The following is a 16,721-nucleotide window of genomic DNA, read 5'->3' as shown; positions in this document are numbered from 1 at the left end:
CTCGGCGCCCCCTGCCTGGTGGGCTTACAACCCTACTAACCGCGTGTCGCTCTGCCACCCCTCCAGGCATGCAGCAAGAGCTATGGCGCGACTCGTGATGGGACCCCACCGCCCTGGAGTCTTGGGAAAGACTGCTCGCCTTCGGCATCGCTGAGAGGCGGGGTGGGGTGGGGGCGTGGCTTCGTTGCTCGCCCTCTGTTGCCCTCGTGTTGCTGTGCTGTGCTTGCTGGCTGGTGCTAGCCGTTGCTCATGTTCTTGCAGGTTGGGGGTGGCAGCGGGTTCAGGGGGCTGCACGGCCAGCCTGACGAGGACGTTGCCGCCGTCGTCGTTTGTGCTGGGGGTGGTGGGGCTTGCGCCGGGTTGGTCGCCGCCGGGGGTGGGGTGGTGGTCTTCTGCGGCTGCTGCGTGGTCTCCGGTGTGCTGCTTGCCGAGGGTGACGCGCTGCTGCTGGGGGTGGTGGAGCTCTCCGGTGAGCTCTGCGTGCTGTTCGGGGTGGACGTGATCCAGGTGGATTCGGGCGTTCTGCTCAGCGGGTCTTCTCCGGCCGCTCCGTGGAGCGCCATGCCCACCAGGATGCCGAGCAGAGCTGACCCGAGCACAGCGGAACCGCCTGCGGCCCACAGTGCGCGCACAGCAATCCTCCTCTTGATGCTCACGGTGTGAAGTCGAGCGATCACGCTCTTCGGCACAGTACCGGCTACGCCGGTCGCAGGAGAACGCTCGCCTGGATGCCTTATCGGCTTCCTTGCGGCCCCGGTTGAGTGATCGCTGTCACTGAACTGTGATGCGGGCCAGTACCAGACTGGCTCCGGAAAGGCCTGCCACCAGCACTGTTCCGGTCAGGTGCCACGTCGGAGCGTCACCCGAGCAGGTGAACACCTCGGTGAAGCGTTCTGTGGAGCACGTGACGAACGGGACCGAGGAGAGGGCGATGGAGGCCGCTGCCACTCCGCCCAGCAGGGCCGAGCCGAAGGTGCGCATCGCGGGGAAGGCCGCGTTGGCCGTGCCGACCGCCGCTATGGCGAAGAGGAGGGGGACCGGCTTGGGGAACAGGCCCGTGAGGGCGCAGCCGACCATCAGGACGCCGAGCACGGCCTGGCCGATCCTCGCCTGTGTCGCCACGGGCGGCACCCTAACAACTCCGTAAGCTCTTTTCGGTCCGGTTTGCGCCAGTATTTTCGGTATGCGCCATCGTCGATTCCTGATTCCCGTCTCAGTTTTCCTGGTCGTCGCCCTCGGGGTCGGGTTGTACCTGTTCCAGCCGTGGCGGCTGTTCACGGTGCGCGAGACCAACGAGGCGTTGCTCGTGCCTCCGGTGCCCAGTTCCACTTCGGTGTCCGCACCTGTCTCCGCTCCCGTCTCGACGCCCGCGCCCGCTCCCGTCGAAACGCCGGAGGAGGTGGCCGCCGGGGAGTGGCGGTCGCTCGAGCACGCCACCACCGGTAAGGCGAGCCTCGTCCGGTTGCCGGGTGGCGCGCATTCGGTGCAGTTCGCGTCCTTGAACACCAGTGACGGCCCTGACCTGTACGTTTACCTGTCTCCGCACGCGTCGAGCTCCTCGGAGAAAACATTCGGTCAGGGATTCACGAGTCTCGGCAAGTTGAAGGGGAACCGTGGCGACCAGGTGTACGAAATTCCGGCCGGGGTCGATGTGTCGTCCATTCGGAGTGTCGTGATCTGGTGCCAGAGGTTCAGTGCCGGCTTCGCGGTCGCGCCGTTGGAACAAGCCTGAAACATTGCGGCGCTAAGGTGGGCTTTCACCATTGACTTTCCTGGTCTAGACCACATACCGTCGATCTGCGAACACGACATCGTCCCTTGTCAGCGGGTGTGCGGAAGCCCCGTTGGCGAGGAGCAGGCTCACTGGGTGGGCCCACTGCGGCGGTGGCGCGGCTCCCACTCTCCCCGGAGCCGCGTCACCGCCGCGGGCGTTTACTGTGGGTCGTGCACTCCAGGACGGTGGCGATCCACTACGTGCGCGCGGCGCTCCGCGCGTGCCCGGAGCCGTCCGCCGTCCTCCTGGGGGCGGGCATCCCGCCGAGCCTGCTCGCGGACGACCGAGCGCGCGTCACGCCCGCGCAGTACACGAAATTCATCCAGACGCTCTGGGAAGTCCTCGACGACGAGTTCATGGGCTTCGGACCGCGGCCGTCCAAGCGCGGCACGTTCGCGATGATGTGCCTGCTGTCCGTGCACTGCCCGGACCTCGAGTCGGCCCTGCGGCGTGGCCTCGCGTTCTACGCGCTCTTCGACGAGCCGCTGGAGCTCTCGCTCGACGGCGGCCGCTTCACCCTGCACATCCCGGGCGACCCCGACCACTTCCTGACCGAGTCGCTGCTCGTGCTGTGGCACCGGTTCTCGTCGTGGCTCATCGGCCGCCGCATCCCGTTGCAGAGCGCCGAGTTCGGCTACCCGGAACCCGCGCACGCCGCCGAGTACCACCTGATCTTCGGCTGCCCGCTGCGCTTCGGCGCGCCCGCCACCACGATCGCGTTCGACCCGAAGTTCCTGCGCATGCCCGTCGTGCAGGACGAGGCGGCGCTCAAGCGGTTCCTGCGGCACTCGCCCGCCGAGCTGCTGTCGCGCCGGGACCACGGCGCGGACACGGCCGGGCACGTGCGGCGCCTGCTCGGGCGCGGGGTGACGGGCCTGGAGGCCGTGGCGGCGCAGCTCGGGGTGTCGGCACCGACGTTGCGGCGGCGGCTCGCGGGGGAGGGCACGTCGTTCCGCGAGGTGCGGGAGCAGCTGCTGCGCGACCAGGCGGTGGCCTCGCTCGTGCGGGGCGGTGAGTCGGTGGAGGAGTTGGCGCTGCGCCTCGGGTTCTCCGAGGCGAGCGCCTTCCACCGGGCCTTCAAGCGGTGGACCGGATCATCGCCCGGCTCCTACCGCGCCTAGAACTTGTCGCGCTCCCGCAGCGAAGCCGGGGGACGGAACCGCTCGCCGTACGTGTCGGCGAGGTAGTCGGCCCGCTCCACGAACGCCTGCACGCCGTAGGAGTTGATGAACTGCAGCGTGCCACCGCTCCACGGCGCGAACCCGAACCCGAAGATCGAGCCGATGTTCGCGTCCGCCACCGACGTCAGCACACCCTCGTCCAGGCACCGCACGGTCTCCAGCGCCTGCACGAACAGCAGCCGGTCGCGCACGTCCTGCTCGGACACGCCCGCGTCCGCCTTGGCGTAGCGGGTCGTGAGCTCGGGCCACAGGAACTTCTTCGAGCCGTCCGAGGGGTACTCGTAGAACCCCGCGCCGGTCGACTTCCCGCTGCGCCCCAACGACACCAGCTCGCGGATCAGGTCGTAGGCCGGACTCTCCGACACGAGCGACGGGTCGTCGGCCAGCGTCTGGTCGTGGATCTTCAGCTGCAGCGACAGCGTCACCTCGTCCGACACCGCGAGCGGGCCGACGGCCATGCCGGACTTCTTCGCGACGTTCTCGATCAGCGCCGGCGCCACGCCCTCGGCCAGCATCGTGATCGCCTCGATCACGTACGTGCCGAACGTCCGCGAGGTGTAGAAGCCGCGCGAGTCGTTGACCACGATCGGCGTCTTCCCGATCTGCCGCACGTAGTCCAGCGCCCGCTGGAGCGTCTCCTCGGACGTCTTCTCACCGCGGATGATCTCCACGAGCCGCATCTTCGGCACGGGCGAGAAGAAGTGCAGGCCGATGAACCGCTCCGGCGCCGTCACCGCCGACGCGAGGCCGGTGATCGGCAGCGTCGAGGTGTTGGACGCGATCACCGCGTCCGGCAACGCCTTCGCCTCGGCGGCGGGGAGGACCTTGTTCTTGAGCTCGCGGTTCTCGAAGACGGCCTCGATGATCAGGTCGCAGCCCGCGAGGTCGTCGTCGGAGTCGGTCGGCGTGATGCCTGCCAGGCCCTGAGCGCCCTTCTGGGCGCCTTCGAGGCTGACGTCCTTCAGGACCACCTCGATGCCCGCCTTCGCGGACACCTCGGCGATTCCGGCGCCCATCATGCCCGCGCCCAGCACGCCGAGCTTGGCCACGCGCTTGCCCGTGGCGGACGCACGGCCGTTGACCTCGTTGAGGTTGAACCAGAACGCGGTGATCATGTTCTTGGAGACCTGACCGGAGGCCAGCTCCACGAAGTAGCGGCCCTCGATCTTCAGCGCCGTGTCGAAGTCGACGTACGCGCCCTCGACGGCCGTCGCCATGATCTTCTCCGGCGCCGGGTACACGCCGTGCGACTTCTTCGAGAGCACGGCCGGGGCCGCCGCCAGCAGGCCGTAGCTGTTGGGGTCGCCGAACTTCAGGTCCGGCACGCCCGCGCCCTGCACGTCCCACGGCTGCGACGGCGCCGGGTTCGCCTTGATCCACGCGATCGCCTCGGAGATCAGCTCCTCGCGCGTGTCCACGACCTGGTGCACGATCCCGGCCTGCAGCGCGCGTTCCGGCCGCAGCTGCTTGCCCTCCATGAGCAACGGCAACGCCTTCTGCACGCCGAGCAGCCGCACCATGCGCGTGACGCCACCGCCGCCGGGCAGCAGGCCGAGCGTCGCCTCGGGCAGGCCGACGCGGATGCTGTTGTCGTTCAGCAGGATCCGGCGGTGCGCGGCGAGCGCGATCTCGAACCCGCCGCCGAGCGCGGTGCCGTTGATCGCGGCCACGACCGGTTTGCCGAGCTTCTCCAGCCGGCGCAGCTGCGACTTGAGCTCCTCCACGCCTTCCAGCGCCTGCGAGGCGTTCTCCGGCGTGATCGCGATCAGCACGTTGAGGTCGCCACCCGCGAAGAAGGTCTTCTTGGCGGACGTGATGACCACGCCGGTGATGTCGTCGGCTTCGAGCTTCGAGACCGCGTCGCCCATCAGCTCGCGGTACTCGTCGTTCATGACGTTGGCGGAGCCGGACATGTCCATCGTCAGGGTGACGATGCCGTCCGCGTCCTTGTCGTAGTGGAACGGCATGCCTCAGACCCTCTCGATGATCGTCGCGATACCCATGCCGCCGCCCACGCACAACGTGGCGAGGCCGCGCCGCAGGTCCCGGCGCTCCAGCTCGTCGAGCAGCGTGCCGAGGATCATGCAGCCGGTGGCGCCCAGCGGGTGGCCCAGCGCGATCGCGCCGCCGTTGACGTTGACCTTGTCCTCCGGGATGTCCATGTCCCGCAGGAACTTCAGCACGACCGACGAGAACGCCTCGTTGACCTCGAACAGGTCGATGTCCTCGACCGAGAGGCCCGCCTTGTCCAGAGCCTTGCGGGCGGACGGCGCCGGTCCGGTCAGCATGATCGTCGGCTCGGTGCCCACGACGGCCACGGAGACGATCCGGGCGCGCGGCGTGAGGCCGAGGGACTGGCCGGCCGCCGCCGACCCGATCAGCATGGCCGCGGCGCCGTCGACGATCTGCGACGAGTTGCCCGGCGTGTGCACGTGGCTGATGCGCTCGACGGTCGGGTACCGGTCGATCGCGACGGTGTCGTAGCCGAGGTCGCCGTGGAACTGGAAGCTCGGCTTGAGCTTCCCGAGCGAGTCCACAGTGGAGTCGGGACGGATCGTCTCGTCCTCCTTGAGCACCACCGTGCCGTTCTGGTCGACGACCGGTACGACCGAGCGCTCGAACCAGCCGTTCTTCTGCGCCTCGAACGCGCGGGCGTGCGACCGGGCGGCCCACGCGTCGACGTCCGTGCGGGAGAAGCCCTCCAGCGTCGCGATCAGGTCGGCCGAGACGCCCTGCGGCACGAACGACAGGTCGAAGTTCGTCTGCGGGTCGATCGCCCACGCGCCGCCGTCCGAGCCCATCGGCACGCGTGACATCGACTCGACGCCGCCCGCGACCACCAGGTCCTCGAACCCGGACGCGACCTTGGCCGCGGCGAGGTTCACCGACTCGAGGCCGGACGCGCAGAACCGGTTGAGCTGCACCCCGGCCGGGCGCTGGTCCCACCCGGCGGCCAGCACGGCGGTGCGGGCGATGTCGCCGCCCTGCTCACCGAGCGGGGACACGACGCCGAGCACGACGTCGTCCACCGCCGAGGTGTCGAGGGAGTTGCGTTCGGACAGCGCGCGCAGCACACCGGCGGCCAGCTCGACGGGCTTGACGCTGTGCAGCGACCCGCGCTTCCCCTTGCCACGCGGCGTGCGCACCGCGTCGAAGATCAAGGCTTCGCTCATGACACCACGCTAGGCCCGCTCCCGGGACCTGGCCATGACCGTGGAGGGTGACCGATTAGCTCACCCGGAACTCCATGTGCTCCGGCTCGTCGACGTCCACGAACCCCATGCGCCGGTAGAGCCGCCGCGCGGGCTCGTTGTCGTCGTACACGCGCAGCCGCACGAGCTTCCAGCCCTCGCCGGCCGCTGCCGTCAGCACGGCCCTGACCAGCGCCTCCCCGACGCCGCGGCCGCGATGCGAGGACCGCACCCACATCGAGTACAGCTCCAGGCCGCCCGGCGTCTCCGCCGCGCCGACCAGTCCGGCGGGCTCCGGGGCGAGCGCGACGAACTTCAGCCCGCGCCCGACGGACTCCCGCCAGTCGGCCTCGGTGTAGGCCTGCTCACGGGCCAGCGTCGACCCGAACCCGCCGGGGTCGGAGGCCAGCGCCTCGAGGCGGACGTCCCGCCAGAGCGTCCAGGCGTCCGGCGTGAGCTGCTGGATCTGCATACCGGGCAGTCTGACCGATCGGGGTGGGAATTTCGCTCAGTTTTTCGGGTGACGACCTGGCGCGGCGGTCATGGCGTGGACCACCGCCCGGTGGTTTCGTGGACCGCATGGCAGAGCGTCGATCGCGGTGGATGGACAGCGACCTGGACCAGTTGCGGCAGCTCGCGCGCACGTTCTTCGAGAAGGAGGTCACGCCGAACGCCGAACGCTTCGCCGAGCAGAAGCAGGTCGACCGCGACCTCTGGACCAAGGCCGGCGAGCTCGGGCTGCTGTGCCTGAGCATCCCCGAGGAGTACGGCGGCGGTGGCGGCACGTTCGCGCACGAGGCCGTGCTGCTGGAGGAGCAGGCCCGCGCCGGCGACAGCGCGTGGGGCAACAGCGTGCACAGCGGCATCGTCGCCCACTACCTCAACTCCTACGGCACCGAGGACCAGAAGCGGCGCTGGCTGCCGAAGCTCGCGTCCGGCGAGTACGTCGGCGCGATCGCGATGACCGAACCCGGCGCGGGCTCCGACCTCCAGGGCATCCGCACGAAGGCCATCAGGGACGGCGACGAGTACGTCATCAACGGCTCGAAGACGTTTATCACCAACGGTGCGCTCGCCGATCTCGTCATCGTGGTCGCCAAGACCGACCCCGCGCAGGGCGCCACCGGCATCTCCCTGCTCGTCGTCGAGAACGACATCCGGCGCGGCCGCGTGCTCGACAAGGTCGGCATGAAGGGCCAGGACACCGCCGAGCTGTTCTTCGACGACGTGCGCGTGCCGGCCGCGAACCTCCTCGGCGGCCAAGAAGGGCTCGGGTTCATCCAGCTCATGCAGCAGCTGCCGCAGGAACGCCTGATCATCGGCGTCTGCTGCATCGCGGGCATCGAGGCCGCGACGGAGCTGACGCTGAGGTACGTGAAGGAGCGCCAGGCGTTCGGCAAGGAGCTGATCAAGTTCCAGAACACCCGGTTCAAGCTCGCCGAGTGCGCCACCGAGGCGGCCGTGACCAGGGCGTTCATCGACGAGTGCATCGAGAAGCACCTGAAGGGCGAACTGGACGTGCCGACCGCCGCGATGGCGAAGTGGTGGGCGAGCGACCGGCTGAGCAAGGTGGTCGACGAGTGCGTGCAGCTCTTCGGCGGCTACGGCTACATGACCGAGTACCCGATCGCGCGTGCCTGGTCCGACGCCCGCGTCCAGCGGATCTACGGCGGCACGAACGAGATCATGAAGGAAATCATCGCGAGGTCCTTGTGAGCGGCCCGCTGGCAGGACTTCGGGTCGTCGAACTGGCGGGACTCGCGCCCGCGCCGTTCGGTGCCATGGTGCTCGCCGACCTGGGCGCCGACGTCGTCCAGGTGCACAAGCCGGGGAGTCACCCGGCCGTCCCCGGCGACTTCCTCACCCGCGGCCGGCGGTCGATCGCGATCGACACCCGCAAGCCCGAGGGCGCCGAGCTGGTGCTGGGCCTGGTCGAGCGCTCGGACGTGCTGATCGAGGGCTTCCGGCCGGGCGTCACCGAACGGCTGGGCATCGGCCCCGCCCAGGCCCTCGCCCGCAACCCGCGCCTTGTATATGGGCGCATGACCGGTTGGGGGCAGGACGGGCCGCTGGCCGACCGGGCGGGCCACGACATCAACTACATCGCCGTGGCGGGCGCTCTGGAGCCGTTGGGACGGGCCGGCGGGCCGCCGTCGTTCCCCATCAACCTGCTCGGCGACTTCGGCGGGGGAGGGCTGCTGCTCGCCCTCGGCGTGCTGGCCGCGCTGTACGAACGGGAGCGCTCCGGACGCGGCCAGGTCGTCGACACGGCCATGGTCGACGGCGCGGCGCTGCTGACGACGTTCCTGCACGGCATGCGGTCCGCGGGCCTGTGGTCCGGCGGGCGCGGCGAGAACATGCTCGACGGCGGGGTGCCGTTCTACGACGTCTACGAGGCGGCCGACGGCAGGTACGTGGCGATCGGCGCGCTGGAGGAGAAGTTCTACGCCGACCTGGTCCGCGTGCTGGGCCTGCAGGAGGCGCCGAGTCGCAACGACCCGGCGAACTGGCCCGAGCTGCGCGAGCGCATCGCGGCGGCGGTGAAGACCCGGCCGCGGGACGAGTGGGCGGACCTGGCGCGGGACACGGACGCGTGCCTGGCGCCGGTGCTGACCCCGGCCGAGGCGGCGGTTCACCCGTACAACGCCGCCCGAGACACTTTCGTGGACGTGTCCGGGGTGGCCCACCCGGCTCCGGCGCCCCGCTTCGACCGCACTCCGGCGGCCGTTCCGACGCCCCCGGTCCCGCCGGGGACGAACACCGCGGAAGTGCTTGCCGACATGGGTGTGGCAGAGGACCGGATTATGGAACTGAGGCGGTCTGGAGTAATTGGATGAATGGTCGGGTGCGTATTAAAGGCGCCACGACGGCGTGACGGTGCGTGATCGGGCACGGTCGGCATCCGGGTGAGCCCCGGTGCAACAGTCCTTCTTCCAAGCTGTGGGATGCGAGGGTGTCCGTGTTCACCTCGTGCCCAGGACATCGGCGCTGCTGAGGCCCGTCTTTAGCCGCCATTCGGGTGACATTGGACGTCGTGCAGGCGTGCGTCCCTGGCGGATCCTGTGACGAGTTTGGCGTGGTCGTTGTTCATCGGCCGGGTGAATGAGGGACCATGACGGGTGACACGGGCGGTCGGCCGCCCGACCGGTGAACGACACGGACGGAGAGGTACCTGTGAACCTCAAGAAGGTGCTAGTGCTGGCGGGCGTCGCGCTGGTGCTGTTCCTCCTGATCACCCAGCCCGAGCAGTCCGCTTCGGCGGTGCAGCAGGTCCTCGGCTGGCTGCGTCAGGGCGCGGAGTCGATCATCACCTTCGTCCGCAGCCTCTTCGGGACGGCCACCCCGCTCAGCTAGTCACGGACGGTGATCTTCAGCCCTCCGCGTTGCGCCGGACGGGTGGAATGAGGCCAATCACGCACTGGTAACGGGTGTTCTGGGGATTCAGGGTCTGGCGATTGTCAGACCTACCGAATACCTTCCGCTGCAATGGCCGATCCCCGACCGACGAGGAGGCATTGATGGTCGAGGACTCCGGGGTCCACGAGCTGTTGCAGCAGTGGGCGGCTGAACGGTCTGACGACGCAGAGATGCAGGAGGTGAACCGGATCAAGAACGCGTGGCTCGCGGAGGCTCCCCCCTCGGCGCCCGGCATCCCCGTGCAGCGGGGAGGCAGGAGTGGGTCGCGTGGCTTGGTCAAGGTCGACTCGGCGGATCCGGCCTACGTGGCCGCGATGCGCAAGCGGGCGCCGGAGGCACCCGAGGCACTGCTCGCCGCCGCGGCGAGCTACTGGCAGCTGGTGGGCGACGTCGCCGAGGCCGAGCAGTGGTGGGACGCGGGCATCAGCCCGTTGGACCAGCGCGCGCTCGACTACCGCGCGGCCGGCCTCACGCCTGCCGACCTCGGGAGGCGCCTGGGACCGATGACGGTTCTCCAGCACCTTCGTCGTGGCTCCGCCGCGGCCTGGTGCGTCGCACGTCTGCAGAGGCAGCGCCGGGACGGCGTGGCGTAGTAGCGGAACGGGCTGTCGGAGGCGGCAGCCCTGTATCCACTCGTTGAACGGGCACGCGCGTCCGTGCGGGGCGCGCTCGCCGAACGTTCGTCCGCCGTGTTCCTCAGCTGAGGGCCGAGGCCCTCACACCCCACGGGGTGGCCTCCATCAGGAGGCCTCACCCAAGTAGTCTTGAGGTCGTGCGCGGCCTCCTTACCCCCCAACGTGTGCTGATCGCGCTCGCCTGTCTGGCGGCGTTGATCGTCTGTTGCGGGCTCGCCTGGTGGCAGTGGCAGCGCTTCGAGTCCGCCAGCGGCACGTTCCAGAACCTCGGGTACGTGCTCCAGTGGCCGCTCTTCGGCCTCTTCCCCCTCTTCATGGTGTGGCGCTTCCGCAAGCTCGCGCGCGAACGCCGTGACGAGGCTCTCTCACCCGAGCCGGTTGCAGCCGCTCCTTCGCCGGTAAGTACGGTTGTCGCCGTCAAACCCGCGCCTGTCGAGCAGTTCGACGATGACGAAGACGCGGAGCTCGCGGCCTACAACCGCATGCTCGCGGACCTCAACGCGCGGGACGGTCGTTGAGCGAAGGCGGGCAGATGAAGGGTGCGTTGACCCGGTTCAGGGTCATGGCTTACGTGGTCGGAGTCTTCCTGCTGCTCCTGGTCGTGGCGATGGTGCTCAAGTACGCCGCGGACATGGGTGGCGCGATGAAGGTCGTCGGCCCGATCCACGGCTTCCTCTACGCCATCTACCTGGTGCTTTCGGTCGACCTGGCGCTGAAGCTCCGGTGGTCGATCAAGGGCACCCTGCTGGTGCTGCTCGCCGGCACGATCCCGTTCCTGTCCTTCTGGGCGGAGCGCAAGGTGGTCGAGAAGACCGCTCAGGGCGTGCCGTTGTGACGTTTGGCCTGCTAGCGTCTGGGGCTACCAACTGAACACGGCCGTCGATGTCGCGCGGGAGAGCTCCCTTGAGTGGGAGCACCGTAGGAGCAACTCCTCCCCGGAATCTCTCAGGTACAGGTACCGCGCGACGCAGGCAACTCTGAAAAGCAGGCTGCTCGGCAGCCTCGCCCACGGTGCAAACCACTGCGGTGGTGAAGCTCTCAGGCTCATGACAGAGGGGGAGGCTCGCTCTAGTGAGGAGTCTCCGATGGACCGTGTCATTCTTCTGATGCCTCAGCCGGCCGCGTCCGGCTCTTCGGCGCACCCTGGAGGAGCGTTCTGATGTCCCGCCTCACGCCTCTGAACGCCGAGCACGAGCAGCTCGGCGCGATGTTCACCGACTTCGCGGGCTGGCGGATGCCGCTGCGCTACTCGTCCGAGCTCGCGGAGCACCACGCCGTGCGCCAGACCGCGGGCCTGTTCGACCTCACGCACATGGGTGAGATCGTGCTGACCGGTCCGCAGGCGGGGGAGGCCCTCGACTTCGCGCTCGTCGGCCACATCTCCGCGCTCGCGGTCGGCAAGGCGCGCTACACGATGATCACGCAGGCCGACGGCGGCGTGATCGACGACCTGATCGTGTACCGCCTCGGCGACGAGGAGTTCATGGTCGTCGCGAACGCCTCCAACGCTTCAGTGGTGGCTGAAGCACTGGTCGAGCGCGCCGCCGGGTTCGACACCGTCGTCACCGACAAGTCCACGGACTACGCGCTGATCGCGATCCAGGGCCCGAAGTCGGTCGAGATCCTTTCGGGCCTCACCGACACGGACCTCTCGACGGTCAAGTACTACGCCTCCTACCCCTCCACGGTCGCCGGCGTCGACGCGCTGCTCGCCCGCACCGGCTACACCGGCGAGGAGGGCTTCGAGCTGTTCGTCGCGCCCGCCGACGCGTCCGCCGTGTGGGCAGCGCTGCTCGAGGCCGGGCAGGCGCACGAGCTCAAGCCGTGCGGTCTCGGCTGCCGCGACACGCTGCGCCTCGAAGCCGGGATGCCCTTGTACGGCAACGAGCTCACGACGTCGCTCACGCCCTACAACGCGAACCTCGGCCGCGTCGTGAAGCTCGACAAGCCGGGCGACTTCGTGGGCCGCGACGCGCTCGCCAAGGTCGCCGAGTCCGGTGTGGACTCGGTCCTGGTCGGGCTGAAGACCCCCGAGCGCCGTGCCCCGCGCCACGGGTACGCGGTGCTGAACGGCGACGAGGTCGTGGGCGAGGTGACGTCGGGCGCGCTGTCCCCGACCCTCGGCTATTCCGTCGCCATGGCCTACGTGACCAAGGCCAGTGCCGAGCCGGGCACCCAGTTGCTGGTGGACGTCCGCGGCAAGAAGCAGCCGGTCGAGGTCGTCGCACTTCCGTTCTACAAGCGCGCCAAGTAGGGAGTTCTTCCAGATGTCCGACCAGTTCAACGCTTCCCTCGCGGAGTACGACCCCGAGGTCGCCGAGGCCGTCGCGGCCGAGCTGGCGCGCCAGCAGGGCACGCTCGAGATGATCGCCTCGGAGAACTTCACGCCCGTGTCGGTCCTGCAGGCGCAGGGCTCGGTGCTGACGAACAAGTACGCCGAGGGCTACCCCGGCCGCCGCTACTACGGCGGCTGCGAGCACGTGGACGTCGTCGAGCGCCTCGCCATCGAGCGCATCAAGTCGCTCTTCGGCGCGGGCTTCGCGAACGTGCAGCCGCACTCGGGCGCGCAGGCCAACGCGGCCGCGATGTTCGCGCTGCTCCAGCCCGGCGACACGATCCTCGGCCTGGACCTCGCGCACGGCGGTCACCTGACCCACGGCATGCGGATCAACTTCTCCGGCAAGCTCTACAACGTCGTGCCGTACCACGTCGCCGACTCCGACGGCCGTGTCGACATGGCCGAGGTCGAGCGCCTGGCGCAGGAGCACCGCCCGAAGCTGATCGTCGCGGGCTGGTCCGCCTACCCGCGCCAGCTGGACTTCGCCGAGTTCCGCCGCATCGCGGACTCGGTCGAGGCCTACCTGATGGTCGACATGGCGCACTTCGCCGGCCTCGTCGCCGCCGGTCTGCACCCGTCGCCCGTGCCGCACGCGCACGTCACGACGACCACGACCCACAAGACCCTCGGCGGTCCGCGTGGTGGCGTGATCCTGTCGAACGAGGCCGACATCGCCAAGAAGATCAACTCGGCGGTGTTCCCCGGCCAGCAGGGCGGCCCGCTGGAGCACGTGATCGCGGCCAAGGCCGTGGCGTTCAAGCACGCCGCCTCGCCGGAGTTCGCCGACCGCCAGCGCCGCACGCTGGAGGGCTCGCGGATCCTCGCCGACCGCCTCTCGCAGGCGGACGTCGCCGAGGCCGGCGTGAAGGTCCTCACCGGCGGCACGGACGTGCACCTGGTCCTGGTCGACCTGGTGAACTCCGAGCTCGACGGCAAGCAGGCCGAGGACGTCCTGCACCAGATCGGCATCACGGTCAACCGCAACGCCGTTCCCAATGACCCGCGTCCGCCGATGGTGACGTCCGGTCTGCGGATCGGCACGCCGGCGCTCGCCACCCGCGGGTTCGGCGAGGTGGACTTCACCGAGGTCGCCGACGTGATCGCGGAGGCCCTGAAGCCGGGTGCGGCGCTCGACGAGCTGCGCGCCCGCGTCGAGGTGCTGGCGGCCAAGCACCCGCTGTACTCCACGCTCTGACGCACTGACGACGAAGGGCGCCACCGGGACTTCCCGGTGGCGCCCTTCGCGTTCTGCGTCCCTGGAGCGAAACGACGGGAACCCCGGCCCCTTCCCCAGGGCCGGGGTGTCACCGTGTCAGGGTGATGTGTGTCTCAGATGGACCGTCCTAACGGGATGCTGTGGGGTTACGCAGCGGGGGCCGTGACACCGGGGGGCAGGCACTCCACGTTGCGCTTGCCGTCGGGCTGGATCACGAACCAGGTACCGCCGACGCCCTGGCCCTTCCAGGCACCCGGCTTCGGGTCCTGCGAGTAGGCGTAGAGGGCCCAGCCGTCGATCGCGACCTGCTTCTTGCCGTCGGCGCGGGTGATCAGGGAGACCAGCTTCGAGTCGATGCCCTCGACCTGCGGGACGGTGTCCGACAGCAGCGGCGGCCACGTGGTGGCGCACGTGCCGTTGCAGTTCGACTTGCCCTCGGGCTTGGGAACGTCCTTGTCGAAGCGGTACATCGTGCGGCCGTCGCCGTCCTGGACCACGAGGCCCATCTTGTCGACGGGCTTGCCCACCAGCTTCAACGAGCTGACGGGAGCGGCAGCCGGGGGCTGCGCGGCCGGCTGGGCGGCCGGGGTCTCGGGGGCCTGCTGCTGCACGGGGGTTTCGGGCGCCTGCGCGGGCTCCTGGAGTACCGGGGGCTGACCCACGTCGCCGTAGTCACCGAGGACGCCCAGGTCGGTTTCGGTTTGTGCCACCGGCTTGGAGTTCGTGCCACTGCCCGTGGCGCTCCAGACACCCAGACCCAGCACAACTGCGAGTCCCGCGGCGAGCCCGATGGCAATGCGGTTACGTCGGATCACACTCATGTCCTCCTTGTCCATCCGTTCGCTCTATCGAGGCCATACGGGCGTGGTTGCGTCTCGGTTCAGAAACGAACCGAACCTCGTCCTGTCTCGAACGTCTGGCGGAGCCAGGTCACGCAGGAGGTGCAGGGTGGTCGTCGCTGGTCAGCTGGCGGGAATGGCCGAACGGGTGCTGGGCGCGCCGGTGCCGATCGGATTTCGAGCCTGGGACGGAAGTGTCGCCGGGCCGCAGGACGGCACGGTGCTCGTGATCCGCTCGCGCGACGCGTTGCGGAGGCTCGTGTGGAGTCCGAACGAGCTGGGGCTCGCGCGCGCGTACGTGAGCGGGGAGCTCGACGTGGAGGGTGATCTCGCGACCGGTCTCTCCCAGATCTGGGGGCTCGTGCGCCGGGGCGTCACCCGGCGGCCGAAGCTCACCGAGGTGGCCCGGCTCGCGTTCCGGTTGAAGGTGCTCGGGCCCAACCCCGACGCGCCGAAGGAGGAGGCACGGCTGAAGGGCGCGCTGCACACGAAGAGCCGCGACCGGGACGCCATCTCGCACCACTACGACCTGAGCAACGACTTCTACCAGCTCGTGCTCGACCCGAGCATGGCCTACTCGTGCGCGTACTTCACGTCCGAGGACGAGCCGCTCGAGCAGGCGCAGCACAACAAGCTGGACCTCGTCTGCCGCAAGCTCGGCCTCGAACCGGGCATGCGCCTGCTCGACGTCGGCTGCGGCTGGGGTTCGATGATCATCCACGCGGCGAAGCACTACGGCGTGCACGCGACCGGTGTGACGATCTCCGCCCAGCAGCGCGCGCACATCCTCGGCCGGATCGCCGCCGAGGGCCTGGAGGGCCGCGTCGAGGTGCGGCTGCAGGACTACCGCGAGGTGCGCGACGAGCCGTTCGACGCGATCTCCACCATCGAGATGGGGGAGCACGTCGGCGAGTCGAACTACCCGGAGTACGCCGCGACCCTGCACCGGCTGCTCAAGCCCGAGGGGCGTCTGCTGCTGCAGCAGATGTCGCGCGGCCGCAACGCGCCGGGCGGCGGCGCGTTCATCGAGTCGTACGTCGCGCCGGACATGCACATGCGTCCGGTCAGCGCCACCACCGGCTTCCTGGAGGGGGCCGGCCTGGAGATCCGGGACGTGCACGCGTTGCGGGAGCACTACGTTTGGACCGTGCGCGCGTGGGCGGAGACCCTGGAGGAGCGCTGGGACGAGGTGGTGGCGCTCGTCGGCGAGGGCCAGGCCCGCGTCTGGCGGCTCTACCTCGCGGGCGGCGCGCTGACGTTCGAGGAGGGACGGATGGGCGTGGACCAGATCCTCGCGGTGCGCCGCAGCGAGAACGGCCGCAGCGGCATGCCGCGCGTGCGTCGTGAGCTGGTGGCCCGATGACGTTCCTGATCAGCCTGGTGGCGGTTCTGCTGCTGCTGAGCGCGTTGTTCCTGTACGCGGACTCCCGCAAGCGCTACGACCTGATCGACTCCGTCTGGGGTCCCGGGTTCGCCGTGATCGCGGTGATCACGCTGCTGCTCGCGGACGGCGACGCCACGCGGCAGTGGGTCGTCACGGCGCTGACGGTCGTGTGGGGTGTGCGCCTGGGCGTGCACATCCACTCGCGCAACCGCGGCAAGGACGAGGACCCGAGGTACCAGGACATCCTCAAGCGCGCCAAGGGAAACCCGCGCCTGCGGATGTACCGGGTGTACCTGCTGCAGGCCGTGCTGATGTGGGTCGTGTCGCTGCCGGTGCAGGCGGCGCAGCACCTGGAGGCGCCGTTCGGCGTGCTGGACGTGGTGGGCGTCGTGGTGTGGGTGGTCGGGTTCGCCTTCGAGGCCGTGGGGGACTGGCAGCTCTCGCAGTTCCGCGCGGACCCCGCGAACAAGGGCGCCGTGATGGATCGCGGGCTGTGGCGCTACACGCGGCACCCGAACTACTTCGGCGACTCGGTCGTGTGGTGGGGCCTGTTCCTGTTCGCGCTGCACTCGTGGTGGGGCGCGGCGACGGTCATCGGCCCGCTGGTGATGACGTGGCTGCTCGCCAAGGGCAGCGGGAAGCCGTTGCTGGAGAAGGACATCGTGTCGCGGCGGCCCGGGTACGCCGAGTACGTGCGGCGGACGAGCGGGTTCTTCCCGTTGCCGCCGAAGAGCCGCGTGGGGTAG

At 69.4% G+C, this 16,721-nt stretch carries 18 protein-coding genes and 1 riboswitch; of the genes, 13 read left to right on the top strand and 5 right to left on the bottom strand.

Going from position 1 to position 16,721, the window contains the following annotated elements:
• Positions 1-381: 381 nt before the first annotated feature.
• Positions 382-663 (top strand): hypothetical protein, encoded by a 282-nt coding sequence (locus ABZX02_RS32640; protein ID WP_355303964.1) that lies wholly within the window; start codon positions 382-384, stop codon positions 661-663.
• 108 nt (positions 664-771) lie between these two features.
• Here the strand turns inward: ABZX02_RS32640 and ABZX02_RS32635 are convergent, their stop codons facing one another.
• Positions 772-1,122, bottom strand: coding sequence for a hypothetical protein (locus ABZX02_RS32635; RefSeq protein ID WP_355303962.1), 351 nt, complete (start codon positions 1,120-1,122; stop codon positions 772-774).
• A 61-nt stretch (positions 1,123-1,183) separates the two neighbouring features.
• On the opposite strand from ABZX02_RS32635, the gene ABZX02_RS32630 reads away from it, so the two are divergent.
• Positions 1,184-1,732, top strand: coding sequence for a DM13 domain-containing protein (locus ABZX02_RS32630; RefSeq protein ID WP_355303960.1), 549 nt, complete (start codon positions 1,184-1,186; stop codon positions 1,730-1,732).
• A gap of 212 nt (positions 1,733-1,944) precedes the next feature.
• Positions 1,945-2,895, top strand: coding sequence for an AraC family transcriptional regulator (locus ABZX02_RS32625; RefSeq protein WP_355303958.1), 951 nt, complete (start codon positions 1,945-1,947; stop codon positions 2,893-2,895).
• Here the strand turns inward: ABZX02_RS32625 and ABZX02_RS32620 are convergent.
• Genes ABZX02_RS32620 through ABZX02_RS32610 form a run of 3 tightly spaced genes read right to left on the bottom strand, consistent with a single transcriptional unit; the run spans position 2,892 to position 6,618 of the window.
• Positions 2,892-4,922 (bottom strand): 3-hydroxyacyl-CoA dehydrogenase NAD-binding domain-containing protein, encoded by a 2,031-nt coding sequence (locus tag ABZX02_RS32620; RefSeq protein ID WP_355303956.1) that lies wholly within the window; start codon positions 4,920-4,922, stop codon positions 2,892-2,894. The two genes, ABZX02_RS32625 and ABZX02_RS32620, sit on opposite strands and share 4 nt — an antisense overlap.
• Positions 4,923-4,925: 3 nt before the next feature.
• On the bottom strand, positions 4,926-6,128 hold the full coding sequence (locus tag ABZX02_RS32615; RefSeq protein WP_355303954.1) for an acetyl-CoA C-acetyltransferase: 1,203 nt from the start codon (positions 6,126-6,128) through the stop codon (positions 4,926-4,928).
• Positions 6,129-6,183: 55 nt separating this feature from the next.
• Positions 6,184-6,618: a GNAT family N-acetyltransferase gene (locus ABZX02_RS32610; RefSeq protein WP_355303952.1), complete on the bottom strand. Its 435-nt coding sequence runs from the start codon at positions 6,616-6,618 to the stop codon at positions 6,184-6,186.
• A 107-nt stretch (positions 6,619-6,725) separates the two neighbouring features.
• On the opposite strand from ABZX02_RS32610, the gene ABZX02_RS32605 reads away from it, so the two are divergent.
• The 8 genes from ABZX02_RS32605 to glyA all read left to right on the top strand — a co-directional run bounded on the left by ABZX02_RS32605 (position 6,726) and on the right by glyA (position 13,731).
• On the top strand, positions 6,726-7,862 hold the full coding sequence (locus tag ABZX02_RS32605; protein ID WP_355303950.1) for an acyl-CoA dehydrogenase family protein: 1,137 nt from the start codon (positions 6,726-6,728) through the stop codon (positions 7,860-7,862).
• On the top strand, positions 7,859-8,983 hold the full coding sequence (locus ABZX02_RS32600; protein WP_355303948.1) for a CaiB/BaiF CoA-transferase family protein: 1,125 nt from the start codon (positions 7,859-7,861) through the stop codon (positions 8,981-8,983). The genes ABZX02_RS32605 and ABZX02_RS32600 overlap by 4 nt, the downstream gene beginning before the upstream one ends.
• A 337-nt stretch (positions 8,984-9,320) precedes the next feature.
• Positions 9,321-9,500, top strand: a complete 180-nt coding sequence (locus ABZX02_RS32595; protein ID WP_266041674.1) for a hypothetical protein — start codon at positions 9,321-9,323, stop codon at positions 9,498-9,500.
• A gap of 164 nt (positions 9,501-9,664) precedes the next feature.
• Positions 9,665-10,156 (top strand): transcriptional regulator, encoded by a 492-nt coding sequence (locus ABZX02_RS32590; RefSeq protein WP_089917100.1) that lies wholly within the window; start codon positions 9,665-9,667, stop codon positions 10,154-10,156.
• A 206-nt stretch (positions 10,157-10,362) separates the two neighbouring features.
• Positions 10,363-10,716, top strand: a complete 354-nt coding sequence (locus ABZX02_RS32585; RefSeq protein ID WP_355303946.1) for a hypothetical protein — start codon at positions 10,363-10,365, stop codon at positions 10,714-10,716.
• 14 nt (positions 10,717-10,730) lie between these two features.
• Positions 10,731-11,033: a DUF3817 domain-containing protein gene (locus tag ABZX02_RS32580; RefSeq protein ID WP_355303944.1), complete on the top strand. Its 303-nt coding sequence runs from the start codon at positions 10,731-10,733 to the stop codon at positions 11,031-11,033.
• 45 nt (positions 11,034-11,078) lie between these two features.
• Positions 11,079-11,169: riboswitch (glycine riboswitch) on the top strand.
• A 188-nt stretch (positions 11,170-11,357) separates the two neighbouring features.
• Positions 11,358-12,452 (top strand): glycine cleavage system aminomethyltransferase GcvT, encoded by a 1,095-nt coding sequence (gene gcvT / locus ABZX02_RS32575; protein WP_355303942.1) that lies wholly within the window; start codon positions 11,358-11,360, stop codon positions 12,450-12,452.
• A 13-nt stretch (positions 12,453-12,465) separates the two neighbouring features.
• On the top strand, positions 12,466-13,731 hold the full coding sequence (gene glyA, locus ABZX02_RS32570; RefSeq protein ID WP_355303940.1) for a serine hydroxymethyltransferase: 1,266 nt from the start codon (positions 12,466-12,468) through the stop codon (positions 13,729-13,731).
• 167 nt (positions 13,732-13,898) lie between these two features.
• Here glyA and ABZX02_RS32565 read toward each other — a convergent pair whose 3' ends face one another.
• A complete protein-coding gene (locus ABZX02_RS32565) occupies positions 13,899-14,573 on the bottom strand; it encodes a hypothetical protein (RefSeq protein WP_355303938.1) in 675 nt (224 codons plus the stop codon).
• Positions 14,574-14,727: 154 nt separating this feature from the next.
• On the opposite strand from ABZX02_RS32565, the gene ABZX02_RS32560 reads away from it, so the two are divergent.
• Both ABZX02_RS32560 and ABZX02_RS32555 read left to right on the top strand, forming a co-directional pair.
• Positions 14,728-15,954, top strand: a complete 1,227-nt coding sequence (locus ABZX02_RS32560; RefSeq protein ID WP_355303978.1) for a cyclopropane-fatty-acyl-phospholipid synthase family protein — start codon at positions 14,728-14,730, stop codon at positions 15,952-15,954.
• Positions 15,951-16,721 carry a DUF1295 domain-containing protein gene (locus tag ABZX02_RS32555; protein ID WP_355303936.1) on the top strand — a complete coding sequence of 257 codons (771 nt, stop codon included), beginning with the start codon at positions 15,951-15,953 and terminating at the stop codon, positions 16,719-16,721. Before ABZX02_RS32560 ends, ABZX02_RS32555 begins: the two co-directional genes overlap by 4 nt.

This window comes from Lentzea sp. NPDC003310 (genome assembly GCF_040610935.1).
GTDB lineage: Bacteria > Actinomycetota > Actinomycetes > Mycobacteriales > Pseudonocardiaceae > Lentzea.
The sequence above is the reverse complement of the archived record's forward strand: the minus strand, read 5'-3'. Positions and strand labels throughout refer to the sequence as shown.